Consider the following 17,212-nt stretch of genomic DNA (forward strand, 5'->3'; position numbering starts at 1 on the left):
CACACTTTTAAGTACTCATAGTTTACCATAAAATAAAAAAGTCGTGCCTCAGCACGACATTAAATATTAATTAGTATACCCAAGTGGCATTGACTAAATTGTAGTCTACTAACTCTTCTTCTTTGAACCATAAAGCAATTTCTTTATTGGCAGATTCCACTGAATCAGAACCATGAATGATATTTTTTCCTACTGTCAGACCGAAGTCACCGCGAATTGTGCCTGGCAGCGACTCAGAAGGATTCGTAACACCTACTAATGTACGGCCCACTTGAACAACATTATCTCCTTCAAGTACCATCGCAAAGACTGGCCCCGAAGTAATGAAGTCAACAAGTTCTCCGAAGAATGGTCGTTCACTATGTTCACCATAATGTGTTTCAGCTAACTCTTCTGATACTGTCATCAGTTTAGCGCCTACAATTTTAAGGCCTTTATTTTCAATACGTTTGACGATTTCACCGATTAAATTGCGGCCGACACCGTCGGGTTTGATCATTAAAAAAGTTCTTTCCATCATTATCCCTACCTTTGTTTAATATAAATCCAAAAATAGTTTACCATTGAAAACGATTTCTTACAACGTCTAATGAGTCCGCTGTGTCAACCTAGTCAGAAGTTTCATCATTTTTGCACGGGCAGGTGTTTCTGGAAGCTGCAGTAAATGTTCATGAGCCTTACGAGAATAAGTGGCACTGATTTCGAGTGATTCTTTGATACCGTACTGACGGACAGACTGGATGACCTGATCAAAATACTGGTCTGTCTGATCGGGATGAAGCTCTGTCATCAGTTGTTTTAAATGGGCATCATGACTGAGAGCAACCATCAGTGGAAGGGTCACATGCCCATTTCTAATATCACTGCCAACGGGTTTCCCAAGCTGCTCTTCTGTGCTGGTGTAATCGAGCACATCATCGATAATCTGAAAACTCATTCCAACAAAATGACCGAATCTACCTAAATGATAGATATGTTTGTCAGAAGCCCCGGTACTCATGCCACCAAGTTTACAGCTTGCTTCAAGTAGGATAGCCGTCTTTCTGTTGATTCGCCGCAAGTATTTTCTGAAAGTGACGTTAGTTTGATACTGGTCTTCCAGCTGAGCGAATTCACCATAGCTCACTTCGAGAATGACATCAGCAAAATACTGGTGATAGCGTTCATTGTCAATATCAGCAATTAAATTCAATGCAGCCGCCAGAAAATAATGCCCTGTCTGAATCGCAACAGGCGCATCCCATTCCTCATGAACAGCATTCACGCCCCGGCGCTTAGCACTGTTATCGATATAATCGTCATGGACAAGGCTTGCCATATGTATGATCTCAAGCGCAGTCGCTGTTTTTATCAGTGTTTGGTCATTAGTACTCCCAAACGTACCTGACAGCAGTACAAAATAAGGGCGAATTCTTTTACCGCCTGATGTCAGTATATGTTTCCCTGCCTCATTCAATAATGAATAGTCATCATTGATGACATCATTTAATAAAGATTCAACTTCTTTGATACTTTCGTTCATAGTGACCATCCTTAATGTGGTTTGTAACCGATATGCATAGCGCTCACGCCACCAGTAAATCCTTTGAACTCAATATTGACGAATCCTGATTCAGCGAATAATTTTGCCAGTTCGAACTTGCCGGGGAATTCGAAAGCCGACTGCTGCAGCCAGTTGTATTCATTTTCAGACTTAGCAAAAACTTTACCGAATAGCGGCATAATGAATTTGAAATAAACTTGATAACCCTGCTTGAATAACGGCATCGTCGGCTGGCTTGTTTCAAGACAGACAACCATACCGCCGGGCTTGACGACACGGTACATTTCTTTCAGTGCCTGCAGATAATCAGGTACATTTCTGAGACCAAATCCAATCGTCACATAGTCAAACTGATGATCGTCAAACGGAAGTTCCATCGCATTGCCTTGTACTAAATCGATGTTGTTGATCAATGCACATTTTTCTTCAGCAACTTTCAGCATATTTGCACTGAAGTCAAGTCCTGTAACATGACCTTTGTCACCGACTGCTTTAGATAATTGAAGTGTCCAGTCTCCTGTTCCGCAACAGACATCCAGTGCTTTAGCACCTCGTTTTACCTGCATGCGTTTCATTACTTTTTTACGCCAGCTTTTATGTTGATTAAAACTGATGATATCATTCAAGCGATCATATCGTGTAGAGATATTCTCAAACACTCCGTGAACGAGTTCTGTCTTTTCTTCCTGTGTTTTCGGCATTTCCTGTCTACTCAATATTGCACCTACTTTTATTTTTATTATATGTTGATTCATTCAGCAATGCATTAATCTCATCATGACTCAATGTGGTGAACGGAGCAACAAAAGCGGTTTCGATTTTTTCAATCAAATTTATATCGCCGCTCTCCTTGTACTGTGACTTCCAGACATTCTGATCTTTTACTGTCTGAGTTAATCGCTTAAATTGCTCAGGATTGAACTGCTCAGCCATATAGCGGTAAAATAATGCACTTAACAGATCGGTCGTCAGTAAAGCGGTCGCTTTATTGTCATGGGTGATTAAATCTGCAAAACGCATACTGGAATCAATTGCTATCACTGCCTTTTTGACATTACTGCTGATTTCCAGTCGTTCAACGATTGCTGCTATGTAAGGATTGATTTCAGGGCACGTATATGATGAGTACCGCTGTTCCAGCAATTGATTATCATGTTTGTATTGTGCAATGAAATCCATCGTTATTCCTCCAGTCATTACTTGTATATTATAACTTAAATATAAGATAGTTAAACAAAAAAACTCAAAATAAAAAAGCCCGTAAACGGGCTTTTTTAAAAGTCACAATTATTTAACTGCGTCTTTCAAAGCTTTACCAGCTTTAAAACCTGGAACTTTGCTTGCTGGAATTTCGATTTCTTTACCAGTTTGTGGGTTACGCCCTTTACGAGCAGCACGCTCACGAACTTCAAAGTTACCAAAACCGATTAATTGAACCTTCTCACCATTAGCTAATGATTTTTGAATTGATTCAAAAACAGCATCTACAGCTAAGCCTGCTTCTTTTTTAGTTAAATTAGCATTTTCAGAAACTGCATTGATTAAATCTGTTTTATTCACGTCAATTCACCTCCCCAAAGGTTATGTAATGATAAATGTTTATCATTATGTTATGACTTTAACATAACAAACGTTGACACTGCAACGTTTATTGTCAGTTTAATCGTACTTTTAATTAGTTATTGCATGCGATTTAAAAATAGGTTCGTTTTTATCGTCCACTGTATAGGGCACGCTATAGGCAGGCAATATTGCCGAATCATCGTAAAGGATATGGCGGATGTCTGATCCCTGTTTCAGTTTTAAATGGTCTTCCTTTATTTTTTTACCAAGATCAACTTTGTAATCGATGATGAAGTCATTGCCGCCATTGATATAGACCGGTAATGCTTCTCCGCTGTAAGGACTGTTGACAGTAGGATATTCATCAAGTCCATATTTTTTATAATCGATTTCATAGACATTCGGTCCGACTTTCTTTTTAAGAGGAAGCTCATTGTTTTTAACATTAAGGCGTATTCTTAAATCTTTCAATACTTCTGACGTACGAAGATCAACCAGTTTTACAGTCGGATCATCTTCAACATCCATCAGAACATATTGGAAATAACCCCCTTTTTCAAATGAAGAACCTGGCAGTTGAGACAAATATTTCGGTGACAGTTTCTCAAAATCAATCGGATGTTTGACATATAAGTCGTAACTGTCATCGCGGTCTTTAATAGGAAGCAGTCCATCATTATCCTTTTGATACTGATCGACAGCAGTCTGAACCATGTTCAGCTGGTCTGACGGTGCCACTTGATTTTCAACCCGCTGCTCTTCAGGGTAGAGACAGCCGGACAATAACAATACAGGCAAAATAAGAAGCATTATACGTTTAAGCATGGTTGGAACCACCTAATACAACAACCATTAACAACCCGCTGATAATCAGACTTAAATAAGCACTAATGGTGAACACAGTTGACAGCACTTTGTTCTTGACCTTGAACCTTGCTAAATAAATCAGTGTCATCGCTAACAACATTAAACCTAATGAGTAGAAAGACACCCACATTAAATCCATTCTAGAAATATTAAACATGACAGTCACCTATTCATTTGTTTTTTCGCGATTCATTAAAGTTTTGACATTGGCTTCCAATGGTTCATCATTGAATAGCACACCGTATAAAGATTCCGTAATCGGCATCTCGACATCGTATGAACGAGCCAGTTCATAAGCCGCTTCCGTCGTACGCACACCTTCAACGACCATGCCCATTTCAGTTAAAGCATCCTCTAACGATATTCCTCTGCCAAGCATGTTGCCGCATTTCCAGTTTCGAGAATGGACAGATGTACACGTGACAATCAAATCACCGATGCCTGCAAGCCCTAGGAAAGTCATAGGATCGGCACCCATCTTTGTACCGAGTCGTGTGATTTCCGCGAGCCCTCTTGTCATTAGAGCCGCTTTCGCATTATCACCATATCCCAGCCCATCAGTAATTCCAGCCGCTAGTGCAATAATATTTTTAAGGGCACCCCCTATTTCTACACCAATCAGATCATCATTAGTATATACTCTGAAATAATCACACATGAATAAATCCTGTACTTCTGTTCGAATGGCCTGATCATTTGATGCGACAGCAACCGTTGTCGGTTGTTTCAAAGCCACTTCTTCAGCATGACTAGGTCCACTGAGTACCCCCACACCGCCGAACCACTCAGGACTTATTTCTTCTTCTATCATTTCTGAAATACGTCTGAATGTATGAGGTTCTATACCTTTTGACACATGAACGAATAGCTTTGGTCGGTCTGCCTGCTGATTAATCTGCTGACATACTCCTCTGATGGCCTTCGTTGGAACTGCTACAATGATCATGTCACTAAAATCCATCGCTGCTTTCAAATCAGCAGTAGCACGCATACCGTCGTTCAACGTGATACCGGGTAAATATTTGTGATTGGTACGAGAATCATTTAACTCAGCGACAGTCTGCTCAGTTTTACCCCACATCATTACTTCATGTCCGTTATCCAATAGAACATTAGCCAGTGCTGTGCCCCAACTTCCTGTTCCAAGTACTGTTATTGCTGTCATATCAAATTTCCTCCTAATTACGTTTCCTTGCGATTAAATGAATCGGTGTCCCTTCAAATCCAAAGGCATCACGAATTCTGTTCTCTAAGAAGCGCTGATATGAGAAGTGCATCATTTCTACATCATTGACAAAGATAACAAATGTCGGCGGCTCAATAGCGACCTGCGTACTGTAGAAGATGTTCAGTCTGCTGCCGTTATCCGTCGGCGTCGGATTCATGGCCACTGCATCTGTAATCACTTCGTTAAGCGTGCTGCTCTGGACGCGTTTTTTATGGTTTTCACTTGCCATGTTGATCAGCGGGAACAAAGTAGTCAAACGCTTTCTTTGAAGTGCTGAAACAAAGGCGATCGGTGCATAGTCGAGAAACTGAAAATGCGCTCGAATGTTATCCTCAAATTTTTTCATTGTTTTGGAATCTTTGTCTACGGTATCCCACTTATTGACGACGATGATAACTGCTTTACCTGCCTCATGAGCATAACCTGCGATCTTTTTATCCTGTTCAATGATACCTTCTTCAGCATCAATGACTACAAGAACTACATTGGATCGTTCAATGGCACGGAGTGCCCGCAGCACAGAGTAGCGTTCTGTTGCTTCATAGACTTTTCCCTTTTTACGCATTCCTGCCGTATCGATCATCACATATTCCTGATCTTCATACGTATAGACCGTATCGATGGCATCACGTGTTGTGCCCGCAATTGGAGAGACAATGACACGCTCCTCACCAAGAATGCTGTTGATCATACTCGATTTACCGACATTCGGACGGCCAATCAAACTGAATTTAATGACATCATCATCATATTCAATATCGCTGTCTTCAGGAAAATGTTTACTTGCTTCATCGAGCAGGTCACCGAGCCCAAGCCCATGAGAACCGGAAATCGGAAACGGCTCACCAAAACCTAAAGAATAAAAGTCATAAATATCCGCTCTCATTTCAGGATTATCGACTTTATTGACGGCAAGGACTACAGGTTTACTGGATTTATACAGCAGCTGAGCCACGAATTCATCATCACGTGTCACACCATCACGACCATTCGTCATGAATATGATGACATCTGCTTCATCTATTGCGATCTCAGCCTGTGCACGAATCTGTTCTTGAAACGGCTCATCTCCAAGCTCGATGCCTCCTGTATCTATTATATTAAATTCGTGTGTCAGCCAGTCGCCGCTTGAATATATACGGTCACGTGTCACTCCTGGCGTATCTTCGACGATTGAGACACGTTCGCCGATGATTCGGTTAAATATAGTTGATTTCCCGACGTTCGGACGGCCGACTATTGCTATTGTTGGTTTAGTCAATCTTGTTCTTCCTCTCAATTAATATCCCATCTATTTTATCATATCTTGAATTGTTATCATAATTAAAAAAAGTAACGCCGAAACGTTACTTTAATAATGGATCTTATTATAATTTTAAATCTTTGAATTTGTCGCCGAACATATCACCTAAAGTCGGTGCATCATCGTCTTGACGACTGTCATTCAAATATGATGTATCATAATCGTCAGACTGCTCTTCAGTTGCTTTAATGGATAGGCCGATTCTCTGATCTTCCTTGTTGATATCAAGAATTTTCACTCGAACTGTCTGGCCGACTTCAAGGACATCTGATGGGTTAGCAATGTGGTCATGGCTGATCTGTGAAATATGCACAAGTCCTTGAAGACCTTTTGCGATTTCAACAAATGCGCCAAACGCAGCAAGTCTCATCACTTTACCATCGACGATATCGCCCACTTTGAACTGCTCATCAATTGTTTCAAAAGGTCCAGGTAAAGCATCTTTGATCGATAATGAAATACGCTCAGAATCTTCATCCACGTTAAGAATTTTCACTTGAACTTCCTGACCGATTTCAAGTGCGTCTTCTACTTTTTCAAGACGGTCATGAGTGATTTGTGAAATGTGAACCAGGCCGTCCACATCACCAATATTGACAAATGCACCAAAATTAGTGATACGTGCGACTTTACCTTTGACCATTGAACCTGTTTCAAGAGATTTCAATGATTCAGTACGTTTTGCTTTGTTCTCTTCTTCTTCAATCGCTCTGTGATTTAAAATCACACGGTTCTTCTCTTGATCAAGCTCTTCAATCTTAAGTGTCAATTGACGGCCTTGATAATCAGAGAAATCTTCAATATACTCAGTTGAAATTAAAGATGCTGGAATGAAGCCACGTAAGCCGACATCTACAACTAAGCCGCCTTTGACTACTTCTTTAACTTCTGCTTCGATTGTTTCATTATTCTCAAATTTCTCACGTAATGAGTCAAATGACTGTACTTCATCTAATTTACGTTTAGATAGAATATAATGGCCATCTTCTTCTTTATCTTCAATTTTAGTGACAAATGCTTCGATTTCGTCTCCTTCAGAAACTGCTTCCTCTGCTTTGTCGATGTGCAGACTTGTTAATTGGCTGATTGGAATGATACCGTCATATTTTGCACCATCGATATGCACTACAACGTGCTTATCTTCGATTTTTTGAACAGTACCTTTTACTTTATCGCCTTCATTGATCTCACTTATCATGTTTTCATTAAATTCTTCAGTCATCGTTTCGTCCTCCTAATAATAAATCTTCCATATTAAACTTCTTATAATATGGGCCAAAAGTCAAGGAATACGCCTTTACTGGAGACGTTCCTTAGCAAGTGTCATAATTCTATTCGTGACATCTTCAATCGACAGTCCTGTTGTATCTATTTCGACTGCATCGAATGCTTTAGTCAACGGAGAAATGTCCCGTGTCATATCAAGGTGATCACGATGAGCAATATCTGCCTTAAGCTGTTCAAAAGAACTGCCAATTCCTCGTGCATTGTTGTCTAGTAGACGTCTATTCGCCCGCTCGTCAACTGATGCGACCATGTAGATTTTCAGTTCAGCATCCGGTATAACAGTCGTCCCGATATCCCGTCCGTCCATCACGACACCTTTGTCAAGCGTCATCATCTGTTGAAGTTTCACTAAATAGGCCCGAACTTCTGCTTGACTGGCTACAAATGAAACTTGTTCAGTGACATCGTTTTCCCGTATTCTTTCCGTGATGTCCTCCCCATTTAACAGGACGCGCTGACCGTTATCATTGATCAATTTGATCTCCAGCTGATTGACCAGTTCACTAAAAGGGATGTTCTGTTCAGTCAAGTGCGCCAGTGTGATGGCTCTATACATAGCGCCGGTATCAACATATACCATGTTCAGTTCAGCAGCTACCCGCTTAGCGATTGTACTTTTACCTGCTGCTGCCGGACCATCTATTGCGATATTTATCTTTTTCATAACGTAACCTACCTTGTTGTTTAATCTTATTTATTTTATCATAGAAATAAACGCAATGTAATAAGGAGGCAGGTATGAAGAAATTATTAGTGCTCCACACAGGTGGCACCATCAGTATGTCGGAAAACAAGGAAGGCTATGTCACAACCAATACAGAGAACCCTGTATCAGATATTGGCAGCGTCCATGCCCTCGCAGACATTACGGAAATCAATCCTTTTCAGGTTCCTTCACCGCACATGTCACTGCATCATATGAACGAACTAAGAAAAACGATTGTGAGACATGTCAATGAAGACAACTATCATGGGGTCGTCATTACACATGGCACAGATACGCTTGAAGAAACAGCTTATTTTCTTGACCTGACGTTGAATGTCTCAATTCCGATCATTTTAACGGGCGCTATGCGTTCGTCCAATGAAATCGGTTCAGATGGTCTCTATAATTACATCGCTGCGATTCGTACGGCCTGTGATGACCATGCGAAAGGTAAAGGCGTACTGGTCGTATTTAACGATGAGATTCACAGCGCAAAAAATGTCACAAAGACACATACATCAAATACAAGTACATTCCAAAGCCCGAACTATGGACCGCTGGGTATCATCACTAAAAACCATATTTATTTCCATCATCTACCGATCATCAATCAACCACTTGTCAAAATCGATGAAGCTGTTAAGGTCGGTTTAGTCAAGGCTCATTCAGATTTAGATGCCGAACTTCTTAATTTCTTCAATGAAGCTCACTATAACGGTGTCATTATTGAAGCATTAGGACAAGGGAACCTTCCGCCCAGCGCTCTGCCAGGCTTACATCAGTTGTTGACCAATGATATTCCTGTTGTTTTAGTCTCCCGCTGTTTCAATGGTATTGTAAGCAGCAATTATCAATATGAAGGCGGCGGCTATGAACTTCACCAGCAAGGAGTTATTTTCTCCAATGGACTGAATGGCCAAAAGGCAAGGCTCAAACTTATCGTAGCATTAAGTAACGGTCTGACAGGTGATGCACTGACTCAATATTTCAGTATATAAATAAATCACGGCAAAATAGCCGTGATTTATTGATTGCTTGCTTTTCGTTGTTTAATTGCTTCAGCAATCATCCCCCCATGAAACTTTCCATTTTCAATAAAAATCGTATTAGCATCATTGCCTGCTGCGATAACTCCTGCAATAAACAAATTAGGAACATTAGTTTCCATCGTTTCTTTGTTATAATAAGGCGCTGTTCCGTAATCATTAGTGACAAGCTGAATTCCAGCTGCTTCAAGAAATTCATAATCCGGATGATAACCGATCATCGCAAAGACATGGTCATTATCTATAGTATGCGTTGTTTCGTCTGTCGTGAATGTGACAGTCTCATCAGTAATCTCATCAACCACAGCATTGAAGTACATATCGACCTTCTCATTTCTGACAAGCGAATCAAATACGGGCAGTATCCATGGTTTTATACTTTTAGAATAGACGTCACCCCGATAAATCATCGTAACGTCTGCTCCCGCCTTCTCAAGTTCAATTGCCGCATCTACTGCTGAATTCTTACCACCGATAATCAATACTTTTTTATTGAAGTACGGATGCGCTTCCTTGAAATAATGATGCACTTTCGGCAGCTCTGCTCCGACTGTATCCAGAACATTCGGTTGGCCGTAATAACCAGTCGCAATCGTCAAATAGCGGCAGCGATAGCTATCTTTTGTCGTCGTAAGTTCAAATCCCTCTGCTGTAGACTTCACTTCAAGTACTGTTTCATCTGTATTAATGTTCAATTGATAATGTTTTACAACTGAACGGTAGTAAACCAGTGCTTGATTTCTTCTCGGTTTGTGCTCTTCAACGATAAAAGGAATATCGCCGATACCTAGTTTTTCGCTCGATGAAAAGAACGTCTGATGCGTCGGATAGTTATAGATGGCCTGTACCACGTTCCCTTTTTCAATAATCAATGTGTCAATTCCCAGCTTCTTCTGTTCAATCGCTGCAGAGAGTCCACACGGTCCTGCACCAACAACGATACTTTCAATAACTTTCAATGATTACACCTTCCTAAAAAAAAGAAGCTCAAAACGAGCCCCTTAATTTTCTTGAATATCTAAAATCTTAAATCCATGATTTGTTAAATACTTTGTAAATTTCTTGATATTTTTATCATTTTCTACTTTGATGATCATTCGGCGATGCATTTTATCAGTTTCATCAAACGTCACAAATGAAATGGCATTCAGTTTAAATTTCTGCATCGCTTGTGCCAGACGTTTAATTCGACCTTCAGCATCAATAGAAGTGATGGCAATACGAACACCCGGACGATTCATACCGAATGCACTTTTGAACTGTTCCATTACATCAAAACGTGTTACTATTCCTAAAAACTCATTACGCTCATTGATGATGCTCAAGATCGGAAAATCCTGCAGTGATAGAAATGATTCTTCGAATAAGAAGTCGTCTTTCACACTATACTTATCCAATGTTAAGATATCTTTTATTTTTGTATTTTCAAGAAAATCTTCTTTTTCTTTGCGTTCCTTCATGAAGAAGAAATGTCTGAAAATATCAAATTGAGTAGCAGTGCCGTAATAAGTTCCAGCACCTACAACCGGCATCCCGTCTATTCCGTAATGTTCTAATTTATCAATAACAGATTTTACAGAATCATCCGGACTGGCAACATAACATTTGCCCTTTGGAATCATAATTGTCTTTAAATACATAACCATCCCCCTTTAATAACAATATAATAAAACTATTTAGGTATTACTAACGTTTGACCTGCACCGATTTCGTTACCAGACAGACCATTTGCTCTTCTGATCTTTTCGACGTTTTCTGCCGATCCACTACCATAATATTTTATAGCGATACGGTATAAGTTTTCATTAGAACCGACGACATGAGTTGTTCCTACTGTATTACTGCTGTCTTCATCAGCTTCTTCTGTAGACGGCGTTTCAGTAGTTGCCTGTTCTGTTGTTGTTTCTTCTGTAGTCGTTTCTTCTGTAACAGCTTCTTCTGTAGTCACTTCTTCTGTTGTTGTTTCTTCTGTAACAGCTTCTTCTGCAGCCGCTTCTTCCGTAGATTTATCAGCTGCAGCAGTTTTACTGTCTTTATCGTCTTTATCTTTAGCAGCTTTTTCTGTTGTTTTTTCTTCAGTTGAAGTCTCTTTTTTGTCAGCAGTGACAACAACATCATTATTTTTGTCAGGACCATTGATTTGATTGTTGATGTACATTCCAATCAACAGAATAATTGGGATTAAAACAAGAAGTGCAGCAAGCAATGGAATTAATTTATTCCCTGATTTATGATCTTCTTCTTCAACTTCTCTATCAACTGATTCAGCCTCTGCTTCATTCGACACTGCTCCAGCGCCAGCTGCGCCGGTACCTGCAACAAATGTCTTACGACTGACTTTGTCATCGTCTTGTGGTCGTCCGCTGTTAACTGCAGCGCCAGTACCTGCTGTAGCGGTCACTGACCGTTTACGCCGTTTGTCAGACGACGCTTCTTCAACATCAGCTGATTCTTCGTGGTCTTCAGAACGACGACGTCTCTCTGCTGACCGGGTTCTTCTGGATACTCCACGCGGCGGGAATTCCTGATTGTCTTCTGCCTGTAAATTTTCAGTTCTTTCCTCATCGTTTGTTACAGGAATTTCTTCAGTTGTATCCTCCTGTCTTTCGATGGGTTGCTTGCTCTTTTCAAATTCATCTCTAAAATCATCTTTTGACATGTCATCACCTGCTTCTAATTTATTCGGATATATCATTTATTATAGACAATGAAATGCTGATTAGTAAAGCACTACGAAGACATAAACAAAGAATTAATATAATCTTTGTAATCCTGTTGCGGCAATAACTTTACTGAGGTTTGAAAATCGAATGTTTGGTCCCCCATACAAACACTGCAGTGTTGACATGGTCCTTTAACATCATATAGCAGTCCGGTTAGACAGGTCATCCGGCTGCCATAGTTCTTCATCTCTTCAATTGCCGCGTACTTGGTGTACTTTTCTTCATTTAATATACGCTTTAGTTCATTGACTGAGAAACGTCTTGTTAAAATAGCCAGTAATTCATGTTTTTCCTCGTCCAGCTGTATTCCATCAAGATAAAACTGCAGCTCTCTTTCAGTCAAGCGGCTATCTTCCAAAAAATGATAGGCGATATTTAAATCGTCAGGATGATACAGAAGAACAGCCTGTGATGGTGCACCGTCACGGCCGGCACGCCCTATTTCCTGCACATATTGAAATTTAGATTTTGGTACATGGTAATGGATGACCGTCCGTATATTCTTTTTATTGATTCCCATTCCAAAGGCACTTGTCGCACAGACATACTGTATCGCATCATTGTGAAAGGATAGCTGCACAGTCATCCGGTCTTCATAATTCATATCAGAATGATACGTCATCCCTTTAAAACCGGAAGCCATGAGTTCAATATGAATATCATCACATAGCCGTTTCGATGAGAAATAAATGATGGTTGGTCCTGCACCTGGAAGAATGTGCTGAAGCAGTTCCATTTTATTGGATTCAGCGGCTGGAAGAACTTTGAGAAATATATTTTCTCTTATCGTCCTATAATCAATGACGTTTAGTTTCCGGTTCAGAAGACGCTGAATATCATCAATCGTCTTTTCATTCGCTGTAGCCGTCAGTGCCATGACTTGTGCACTGGAAAAGTATTCAATCAGCTCATTCAACAGCAGATAATGCGGTCTGAAATCATAGCCCCATTCTGATATACAATGAGCTTCGTCAATCACAATATGAGAAAATGACATGCTGGCAATGAATGTTCTCGCTCTTGGTGTTCTGAGCCATTCGGGAGAACAAAATATAAATTGAAACTGATTGAGCTGATTAAAGATGATACGCTTTTCCTGACTGTCTAAAAAACTATGAATACAGACAGCTTTAATCTTGAGTCTTTTCAGTTCTGCCACTTGATCTTCCATCAATGACACGAGTGGTGTAATGACCAGTGCCCTGCCGCCTTTCATCAGTACAGGTAACTGGTAACACAACGATTTCCCTCCGCCGGTCGGCAGCAGCGCAAGAATATCTTCCCCCCGGTCGGCTGCTTCAATAATCTCCCGCTGACCGTTACGCAGCTGTGTGAATCCATATAGCTCACTTAATAGTTTATTCTGCTCCATGATGAACCTCCTTGATAACAACGCATAATGCCAGCTTCACTTTAAAGTAGTCATCAATACTTGAGTGCTCATAGAAGGGTTTTAATCTCTCAAATGAATAGTCGTGATACAACGTTCTAATTTCAGCTACTTCGTCTTCAGAGACAAACTGCTGCCAGTCGAGTGCGTAATCTTTTATCATCATTTCAATCAAATGATCTTCAATGGTATGGTGTTTCACTTGGCGCATGGCGGCTATCTGTTCGATTGATAACTGCTGTTTTAATAACTGGGCTGTTTTTTCCGTAGCGCTGTGCAGCGGGATTCTAATATAAAGCATAGAAAGTGCGGGATCTCTTCTCACCCATTCAGTGATGAAGTTGATTTCTTTTAGTAGAACAGTATCGAGTTCATCCGGCTGCAGATGAAATTGCCTGCCGATCTCTTCTCTACTAAAGTGACTGCCGCTTCCATTCGGCAGCAGCAGATAACTGCAGCAGAATTGCAGCTGCTCATGAACCGCCCTATACAGTGCGAGTAGTTTCTGCTGAAAATCATCCGGTGATGCATTGAATAATGAGTAACAGTATTTCGCCTGCTGCTGAACGTATAAATGATTCGTTACCGGATAAAAGGTAGCGCGCCCCGTCGACTTAGCAGATAACGACTGAGTCACCAGCCTCAGTGCCTGAAAAGTCATCATAGAAGAATCATAAAAATAAGGATAAAAATAAGGATCATCTGCCTGAGATATATCAACGTGTTCCGGGAACTGAAAGTCCGCCTTAAAACTGTTATAAAACGGCAGCATATTCTGCATCAAGGCATCAAAATACGTTTGATGTGATTTGTATCCTGTCAGTATATTGGTAAAACTTTTTTCAGTTTTAGCCTGGAACTTCCGTTTTCTTGCCAGCGCTAATATTGAATTCATCTGTTCCTCCAAATAATATAGGTTGAAAAATAAGAAATGAATCTCTAAAATAAGTATGTACTGATATTGTAGCACTTTTATGTAAGGAGGCGAATAAATTGGCAGGTAAATATACGATTGTCGATATGGATACATGTATCGCATGTGGCGCTTGTGGTGCCGCTGCGCCGGATATATATGACTATGATGACGAAGGTATTGCATTCGTAATTCTAGATGATAACAAAGGTATCCAGGAAGTCCCGGAAGAACTTGAAGAAGATATGATCGATGCATTTGAAGGATGTCCAACAGATTCAATTAAAGTGGCCGATGAATCTTTCGATGGAGACGCATTGAAATTCGAATAATAAAAAAGCAGCTGGAAAAATAATTTCCAGCTGCTTTTTTATGATTTGACGCGCTGCAATTAAGCCTTTTGGACTGTAATTGTCCATGATGCGTCGTCTAGTTGTTCGTAATTAGTCACCGGATAATTATTATCCGCTGCCCAGTTCGGAATGGCTTCTGTTGCCTGTGTGCAGTCAAAGTCTATTTTAAGTTCTTCGCCTACAGCAAGCGTGTCCATTTTTTTCTGTGCTTCAATCAATGGGAATGGACAGACCATTCCAACGGTTCCTAATTCATGTACCATATTTAATTCCTCCTATTATCAGGCAGTCTGCACAACTGCTGCTTTCTTATACTGCTGTATCGGTTTTATGAATACAAAGTAGCTCATAAACCAGACACCCAAAATCATAAATAACAATGAAATCCAACCTTGCCATGACATCGTAGCTGTAGCTACAAGACCGTTACCAATTGAACATCCTCCCGCAAGAGATGCACCGAATCCCATACATAGGCCTCCGATAACACTGTTACGCATCGTTTTGATGTCCGGTAGTCTCCATTTGAATTCCCGGGAACCTTTGGCAGCGATATATGAACCAAAGAAAATACCCAGTACAAGGAATACGCTCCAGTCAAGCAACGTCATATCACCCGTTGTAACAAACTGTACTAATTTTGCTGATGGCGTTGTAATACCAAGGCCGCCATCTCTTCCTGTTGATACACTCATCGGCCAGGCGAGCAGTGCAATCAAACCGATCACGACAGCAGCAGCGAAAGTGTGATATCGTTTTTCAAACAAATAGTGTCTGATACCTGTATAACGCTGTTTAAGCTGAGGAACTGCCATCGGTTTCTTTTTGCGTAATGTTTTATTGACCAAATATAATGTCACAGCAGTGAGCACCAGTACTAACATCCAGTAAGGAATACCTGTCGTTTCCATCATGTTCGAGTTAGCTAATGTTTTACTGTTAATACCTTCAGTCAAAGATTTCAAGAAACCGAATTTCATTGCTGCGGCACTGATGGCATACATGAGTAACGCTGCCCAGCTGCCGATCAGTCCTTCACCTGCTCTATACCAAGTCCCTGTCGCGCAACCTCCAGCGAGAATAATCCCTATACCGAAGACAAATGAACCAACAATCGTACCCACAATCGGAAATGCTTCGTAACTCAGTTGATAAACACCGGTTACTGATAATATTAAAAGTCCAATACTTTGAATCGTAATTGCAATTAACAACGCATAAAACATTTTGTTATTTTTTTGTATGTACATATCCCGGAATCCACCTGTCAAACAGAAACGTGTACGCTGCATAACGAATCCAAGTAATAATCCTACTATTAAACCACTAAAAATTGTCCAGACCAAAAACTTCTTCCTCCTACTATTCCGATATATTTACTAAGATATTTATTTTAATCAATCTGTGAAGTGATTGCAACCCTTTATTCAAAAAAAGATAGAGCCGCATTCAATCGGCTCTATCTCATGTCATGTTAAGGGGTTATATTAAAATCTATTATTGAGTATCGGTAGCAGTGGGCGTGCAATCAGCATAAATACAAATGATAATAACAGCCCTTTTATCATATTAAAGGGAATGATTCCTGCAGACACGATGACTTTTAAATTAGCTGCAATATCTTCAAGATTCATAATCATGCCATACAGCGGCAGCAGAACGAAGTAATTCAATATACTCATGACTACTGTCATTACTAAAATCGCTGCAGCAAAAGCAGGGATGAGATGATATTTAAGCTGTCTCCCTGAAATGAAATAAATCGTTATTAAGAAGGACACACCTGCCATCAAGTTTGCAGCAGGACCGATAGGATCAGCCGGATTGACCACAAAATTAAGTAGATTTTTGATGACTTCAACTGCTATCGCACCGACCGGCCCTATTGTAAATAACGCAAGCAAGGCAGGCAGATCACTGAAATCAATCGTTAAATAAGGTGGTAAAAATGGTAACGGAAACTTGATGAACATCAGCACAAAACTAATCGCGCTTAATAGACTGATTAATATCAGCCGTTTCGTCTTATGAATATTTGCCATGATAAACTCCTTACATTCATCCGAGAATGAGGAGGTGACAGCACAAATAAACATGACCATATTCATGTGTTCCCTCCATCTTCTCCCATCCAGACTTTACTGTCGGTTCTGGAATTACACCAGATCAGCCATCATCAACATACAATGACAGGTCGCGGACTATGACCGCCGGTACGGAATTGCACCGTCCCCGAAGATGAATTATTAAATTTTGGACTAAGTCCACCATTAATCATAACAAAAATCAA

20 protein-coding genes, 1 pseudogene and 1 riboswitch are annotated in these 17,212 nt (G+C 40.3%); of the genes and pseudogenes, 2 read left to right on the forward strand and 19 right to left on the reverse strand.

The window, feature by feature from the left end; all coding sequences use genetic code 11:
- Nucleotides 1–70: 70 nt before the first annotated feature.
- The 11 genes from ndk to cmk all read right to left on the reverse strand — a co-directional run bounded on the left by ndk (nucleotide 71) and on the right by cmk (nucleotide 8,455).
- Nucleotides 71–517, reverse strand: a complete 447-nt coding sequence (gene ndk / locus AC3IPL_RS05715; RefSeq protein ID WP_489242288.1) for a nucleoside-diphosphate kinase — start codon at nucleotides 515–517, stop codon at nucleotides 71–73.
- A gap of 69 nt (nucleotides 518–586) precedes the next feature.
- Complete coding sequence (gene hexs-b, locus AC3IPL_RS05720) at nucleotides 587–1,522, reverse strand: hexaprenyl-diphosphate synthase large subunit (RefSeq protein WP_489239686.1); 936 nt, start codon at nucleotides 1,520–1,522, stop codon at nucleotides 587–589.
- Between the two features lie 11 nt (nucleotides 1,523–1,533).
- Nucleotides 1,534–2,244, reverse strand: coding sequence for a demethylmenaquinone methyltransferase (locus AC3IPL_RS05725; protein ID WP_489242290.1), 711 nt, complete (start codon nucleotides 2,242–2,244; stop codon nucleotides 1,534–1,536).
- Between the two features lie 7 nt (nucleotides 2,245–2,251).
- Nucleotides 2,252–2,722, reverse strand: coding sequence for a hypothetical protein (locus tag AC3IPL_RS05730; RefSeq protein WP_489239688.1), 471 nt, complete (start codon nucleotides 2,720–2,722; stop codon nucleotides 2,252–2,254).
- A gap of 108 nt (nucleotides 2,723–2,830) precedes the next feature.
- Nucleotides 2,831–3,103: an HU family DNA-binding protein gene (locus tag AC3IPL_RS05735; protein WP_489239690.1), complete on the reverse strand. Its 273-nt coding sequence runs from the start codon at nucleotides 3,101–3,103 to the stop codon at nucleotides 2,831–2,833.
- Nucleotides 3,104–3,214: 111 nt separating this feature from the next.
- Complete coding sequence (locus tag AC3IPL_RS05740) at nucleotides 3,215–3,931, reverse strand: hypothetical protein (protein ID WP_489239691.1); 717 nt, start codon at nucleotides 3,929–3,931, stop codon at nucleotides 3,215–3,217.
- Complete coding sequence (locus AC3IPL_RS05745; RefSeq protein ID WP_489239693.1) at nucleotides 3,924–4,130, reverse strand: DUF2768 domain-containing protein; 207 nt, start codon at nucleotides 4,128–4,130, stop codon at nucleotides 3,924–3,926. The genes AC3IPL_RS05740 and AC3IPL_RS05745 overlap by 8 nt, the downstream gene beginning before the upstream one ends.
- A gap of 9 nt (nucleotides 4,131–4,139) precedes the next feature.
- Nucleotides 4,140–5,138: an NAD(P)H-dependent glycerol-3-phosphate dehydrogenase gene (locus AC3IPL_RS05750; RefSeq protein ID WP_489239695.1), complete on the reverse strand. Its 999-nt coding sequence runs from the start codon at nucleotides 5,136–5,138 to the stop codon at nucleotides 4,140–4,142.
- A 13-nt stretch (nucleotides 5,139–5,151) separates the two neighbouring features.
- Complete coding sequence (der, locus tag AC3IPL_RS05755; protein WP_489239697.1) at nucleotides 5,152–6,462, reverse strand: ribosome biogenesis GTPase Der; 1,311 nt, start codon at nucleotides 6,460–6,462, stop codon at nucleotides 5,152–5,154.
- Between the two features lie 106 nt (nucleotides 6,463–6,568).
- Complete coding sequence (gene rpsA, locus AC3IPL_RS05760; RefSeq protein ID WP_489239699.1) at nucleotides 6,569–7,726, reverse strand: 30S ribosomal protein S1; 1,158 nt, start codon at nucleotides 7,724–7,726, stop codon at nucleotides 6,569–6,571.
- Between the two features lie 75 nt (nucleotides 7,727–7,801).
- A complete protein-coding gene (gene cmk, locus AC3IPL_RS05765) occupies nucleotides 7,802–8,455 on the reverse strand; it encodes a (d)CMP kinase (protein WP_489239701.1) in 654 nt (217 codons plus the stop codon).
- Between the two features lie 74 nt (nucleotides 8,456–8,529).
- On the opposite strand from cmk, the gene AC3IPL_RS05770 reads away from it, so the two are divergent.
- Complete coding sequence (locus AC3IPL_RS05770) at nucleotides 8,530–9,495, forward strand: asparaginase (protein ID WP_489239703.1); 966 nt, start codon at nucleotides 8,530–8,532, stop codon at nucleotides 9,493–9,495.
- Between the two features lie 26 nt (nucleotides 9,496–9,521).
- On the opposite strand, the gene AC3IPL_RS05775 is transcribed toward AC3IPL_RS05770, so the two are convergent.
- The 5 genes and pseudogenes from AC3IPL_RS05775 to AC3IPL_RS05795 form a co-directional block, all read right to left on the reverse strand.
- Nucleotides 9,522–10,502 (reverse strand): YpdA family putative bacillithiol disulfide reductase, encoded by a 981-nt coding sequence (locus AC3IPL_RS05775; protein WP_489239705.1) that lies wholly within the window; start codon nucleotides 10,500–10,502, stop codon nucleotides 9,522–9,524.
- Nucleotides 10,503–10,544: 42 nt separating this feature from the next.
- The gene (locus AC3IPL_RS05780; RefSeq protein ID WP_489239707.1) at nucleotides 10,545–11,183 is read right to left on the reverse strand and encodes a CBS domain-containing protein; all 639 of its coding nucleotides are present in this window, start codon (nucleotides 11,181–11,183) and stop codon (nucleotides 10,545–10,547) included.
- Between the two features lie 32 nt (nucleotides 11,184–11,215).
- Nucleotides 11,216–11,359, reverse strand: a pseudogene (locus AC3IPL_RS05785) (LysM peptidoglycan-binding domain-containing protein); the annotation flags it as partial.
- A 914-nt stretch (nucleotides 11,360–12,273) separates the two neighbouring features.
- A complete protein-coding gene (locus AC3IPL_RS05790; protein ID WP_489239709.1) occupies nucleotides 12,274–13,638 on the reverse strand; it encodes a RecQ family ATP-dependent DNA helicase in 1,365 nt (454 codons plus the stop codon).
- Complete coding sequence (locus tag AC3IPL_RS05795; RefSeq protein WP_489239711.1) at nucleotides 13,625–14,551, reverse strand: helix-turn-helix domain-containing protein; 927 nt, start codon at nucleotides 14,549–14,551, stop codon at nucleotides 13,625–13,627. Before AC3IPL_RS05795 ends, AC3IPL_RS05790 begins: the two co-directional genes overlap by 14 nt.
- A gap of 125 nt (nucleotides 14,552–14,676) precedes the next feature.
- Between AC3IPL_RS05795 and AC3IPL_RS05800 the strand changes: the two genes are divergently transcribed.
- Nucleotides 14,677–14,901 (forward strand): ferredoxin, encoded by a 225-nt coding sequence (locus tag AC3IPL_RS05800; RefSeq protein ID WP_133442917.1) that lies wholly within the window; start codon nucleotides 14,677–14,679, stop codon nucleotides 14,899–14,901.
- 59 nt (nucleotides 14,902–14,960) lie between these two features.
- Here AC3IPL_RS05800 and AC3IPL_RS05805 read toward each other — a convergent pair whose 3' ends face one another.
- The 3 genes from AC3IPL_RS05805 to AC3IPL_RS05815 all read right to left on the reverse strand — a co-directional run bounded on the left by AC3IPL_RS05805 (nucleotide 14,961) and on the right by AC3IPL_RS05815 (nucleotide 16,964).
- Nucleotides 14,961–15,185, reverse strand: coding sequence for a sulfurtransferase TusA family protein (locus AC3IPL_RS05805; RefSeq protein ID WP_489239713.1), 225 nt, complete (start codon nucleotides 15,183–15,185; stop codon nucleotides 14,961–14,963).
- 18 nt (nucleotides 15,186–15,203) lie between these two features.
- Nucleotides 15,204–16,268: a YeeE/YedE family protein gene (locus tag AC3IPL_RS05810; RefSeq protein WP_489239715.1), complete on the reverse strand. Its 1,065-nt coding sequence runs from the start codon at nucleotides 16,266–16,268 to the stop codon at nucleotides 15,204–15,206.
- A gap of 141 nt (nucleotides 16,269–16,409) precedes the next feature.
- Entirely contained in the window at nucleotides 16,410–16,964 is a 555-nt protein-coding gene (locus AC3IPL_RS05815; RefSeq protein ID WP_489239717.1) for an ECF transporter S component, read from the reverse strand.
- Between the two features lie 73 nt (nucleotides 16,965–17,037).
- A riboswitch (FMN riboswitch) is annotated at nucleotides 17,038–17,166 on the reverse strand.
- Nucleotides 17,167–17,212 lie beyond the last annotated feature (46 nt).

This window comes from Macrococcus sp. GL_134 (genome assembly GCF_057834705.1).

Bases quoted from the DNA above. Each gene is read 5' to 3' on its own strand.
- ndk (WP_489242288.1), bottom strand. From the start codon at position 517: ATGGAAAGAACTTTTTTAATGATCAAACCCGACGGTGTCGGCCGCAAT.
- hexs-b (WP_489239686.1), bottom strand. From the start codon at position 1,522: ATGAACGAAAGTATCAAAGAAGTTGAATCTTTATTAAATGATGTCATC.
- AC3IPL_RS05725 (WP_489242290.1), bottom strand. From the start codon at position 2,244: ATGCCGAAAACACAGGAAGAAAAGACAGAACTCGTTCACGGAGTGTTT.
- AC3IPL_RS05730 (WP_489239688.1), bottom strand. From the start codon at position 2,722: ATGGATTTCATTGCACAATACAAACATGATAATCAATTGCTGGAACAG.
- AC3IPL_RS05740 (WP_489239691.1), bottom strand. From the start codon at position 3,931: ATGCTTAAACGTATAATGCTTCTTATTTTGCCTGTATTGTTATTGTCC.
- AC3IPL_RS05745 (WP_489239693.1), bottom strand. From the start codon at position 4,130: ATGTTTAATATTTCTAGAATGGATTTAATGTGGGTGTCTTTCTACTCA.
- AC3IPL_RS05750 (WP_489239695.1), bottom strand. From the start codon at position 5,138: ATGACAGCAATAACAGTACTTGGAACAGGAAGTTGGGGCACAGCACTG.
- rpsA (WP_489239699.1), bottom strand. From the start codon at position 7,726: ATGACTGAAGAATTTAATGAAAACATGATAAGTGAGATCAATGAAGGC.
- cmk (WP_489239701.1), bottom strand. From the start codon at position 8,455: ATGAAAAAGATAAATATCGCAATAGATGGTCCGGCAGCAGCAGGTAAA.
- AC3IPL_RS05770 (WP_489239703.1), top strand. From the start codon at position 8,530: ATGAAGAAATTATTAGTGCTCCACACAGGTGGCACCATCAGTATGTCG.
- AC3IPL_RS05780 (WP_489239707.1), bottom strand. From the start codon at position 11,183: ATGTATTTAAAGACAATTATGATTCCAAAGGGCAAATGTTATGTTGCC.
- AC3IPL_RS05790 (WP_489239709.1), bottom strand. From the start codon at position 13,638: ATGGAGCAGAATAAACTATTAAGTGAGCTATATGGATTCACACAGCTG.
- AC3IPL_RS05795 (WP_489239711.1), bottom strand. From the start codon at position 14,551: ATGAATTCAATATTAGCGCTGGCAAGAAAACGGAAGTTCCAGGCTAAA.
- AC3IPL_RS05800 (WP_133442917.1), top strand. From the start codon at position 14,677: ATGGATACATGTATCGCATGTGGCGCTTGTGGTGCCGCTGCGCCGGAT.
- AC3IPL_RS05805 (WP_489239713.1), bottom strand. From the start codon at position 15,185: ATGGTACATGAATTAGGAACCGTTGGAATGGTCTGTCCATTCCCATTG.
- AC3IPL_RS05815 (WP_489239717.1), bottom strand. From the start codon at position 16,964: ATGGCAAATATTCATAAGACGAAACGGCTGATATTAATCAGTCTATTA.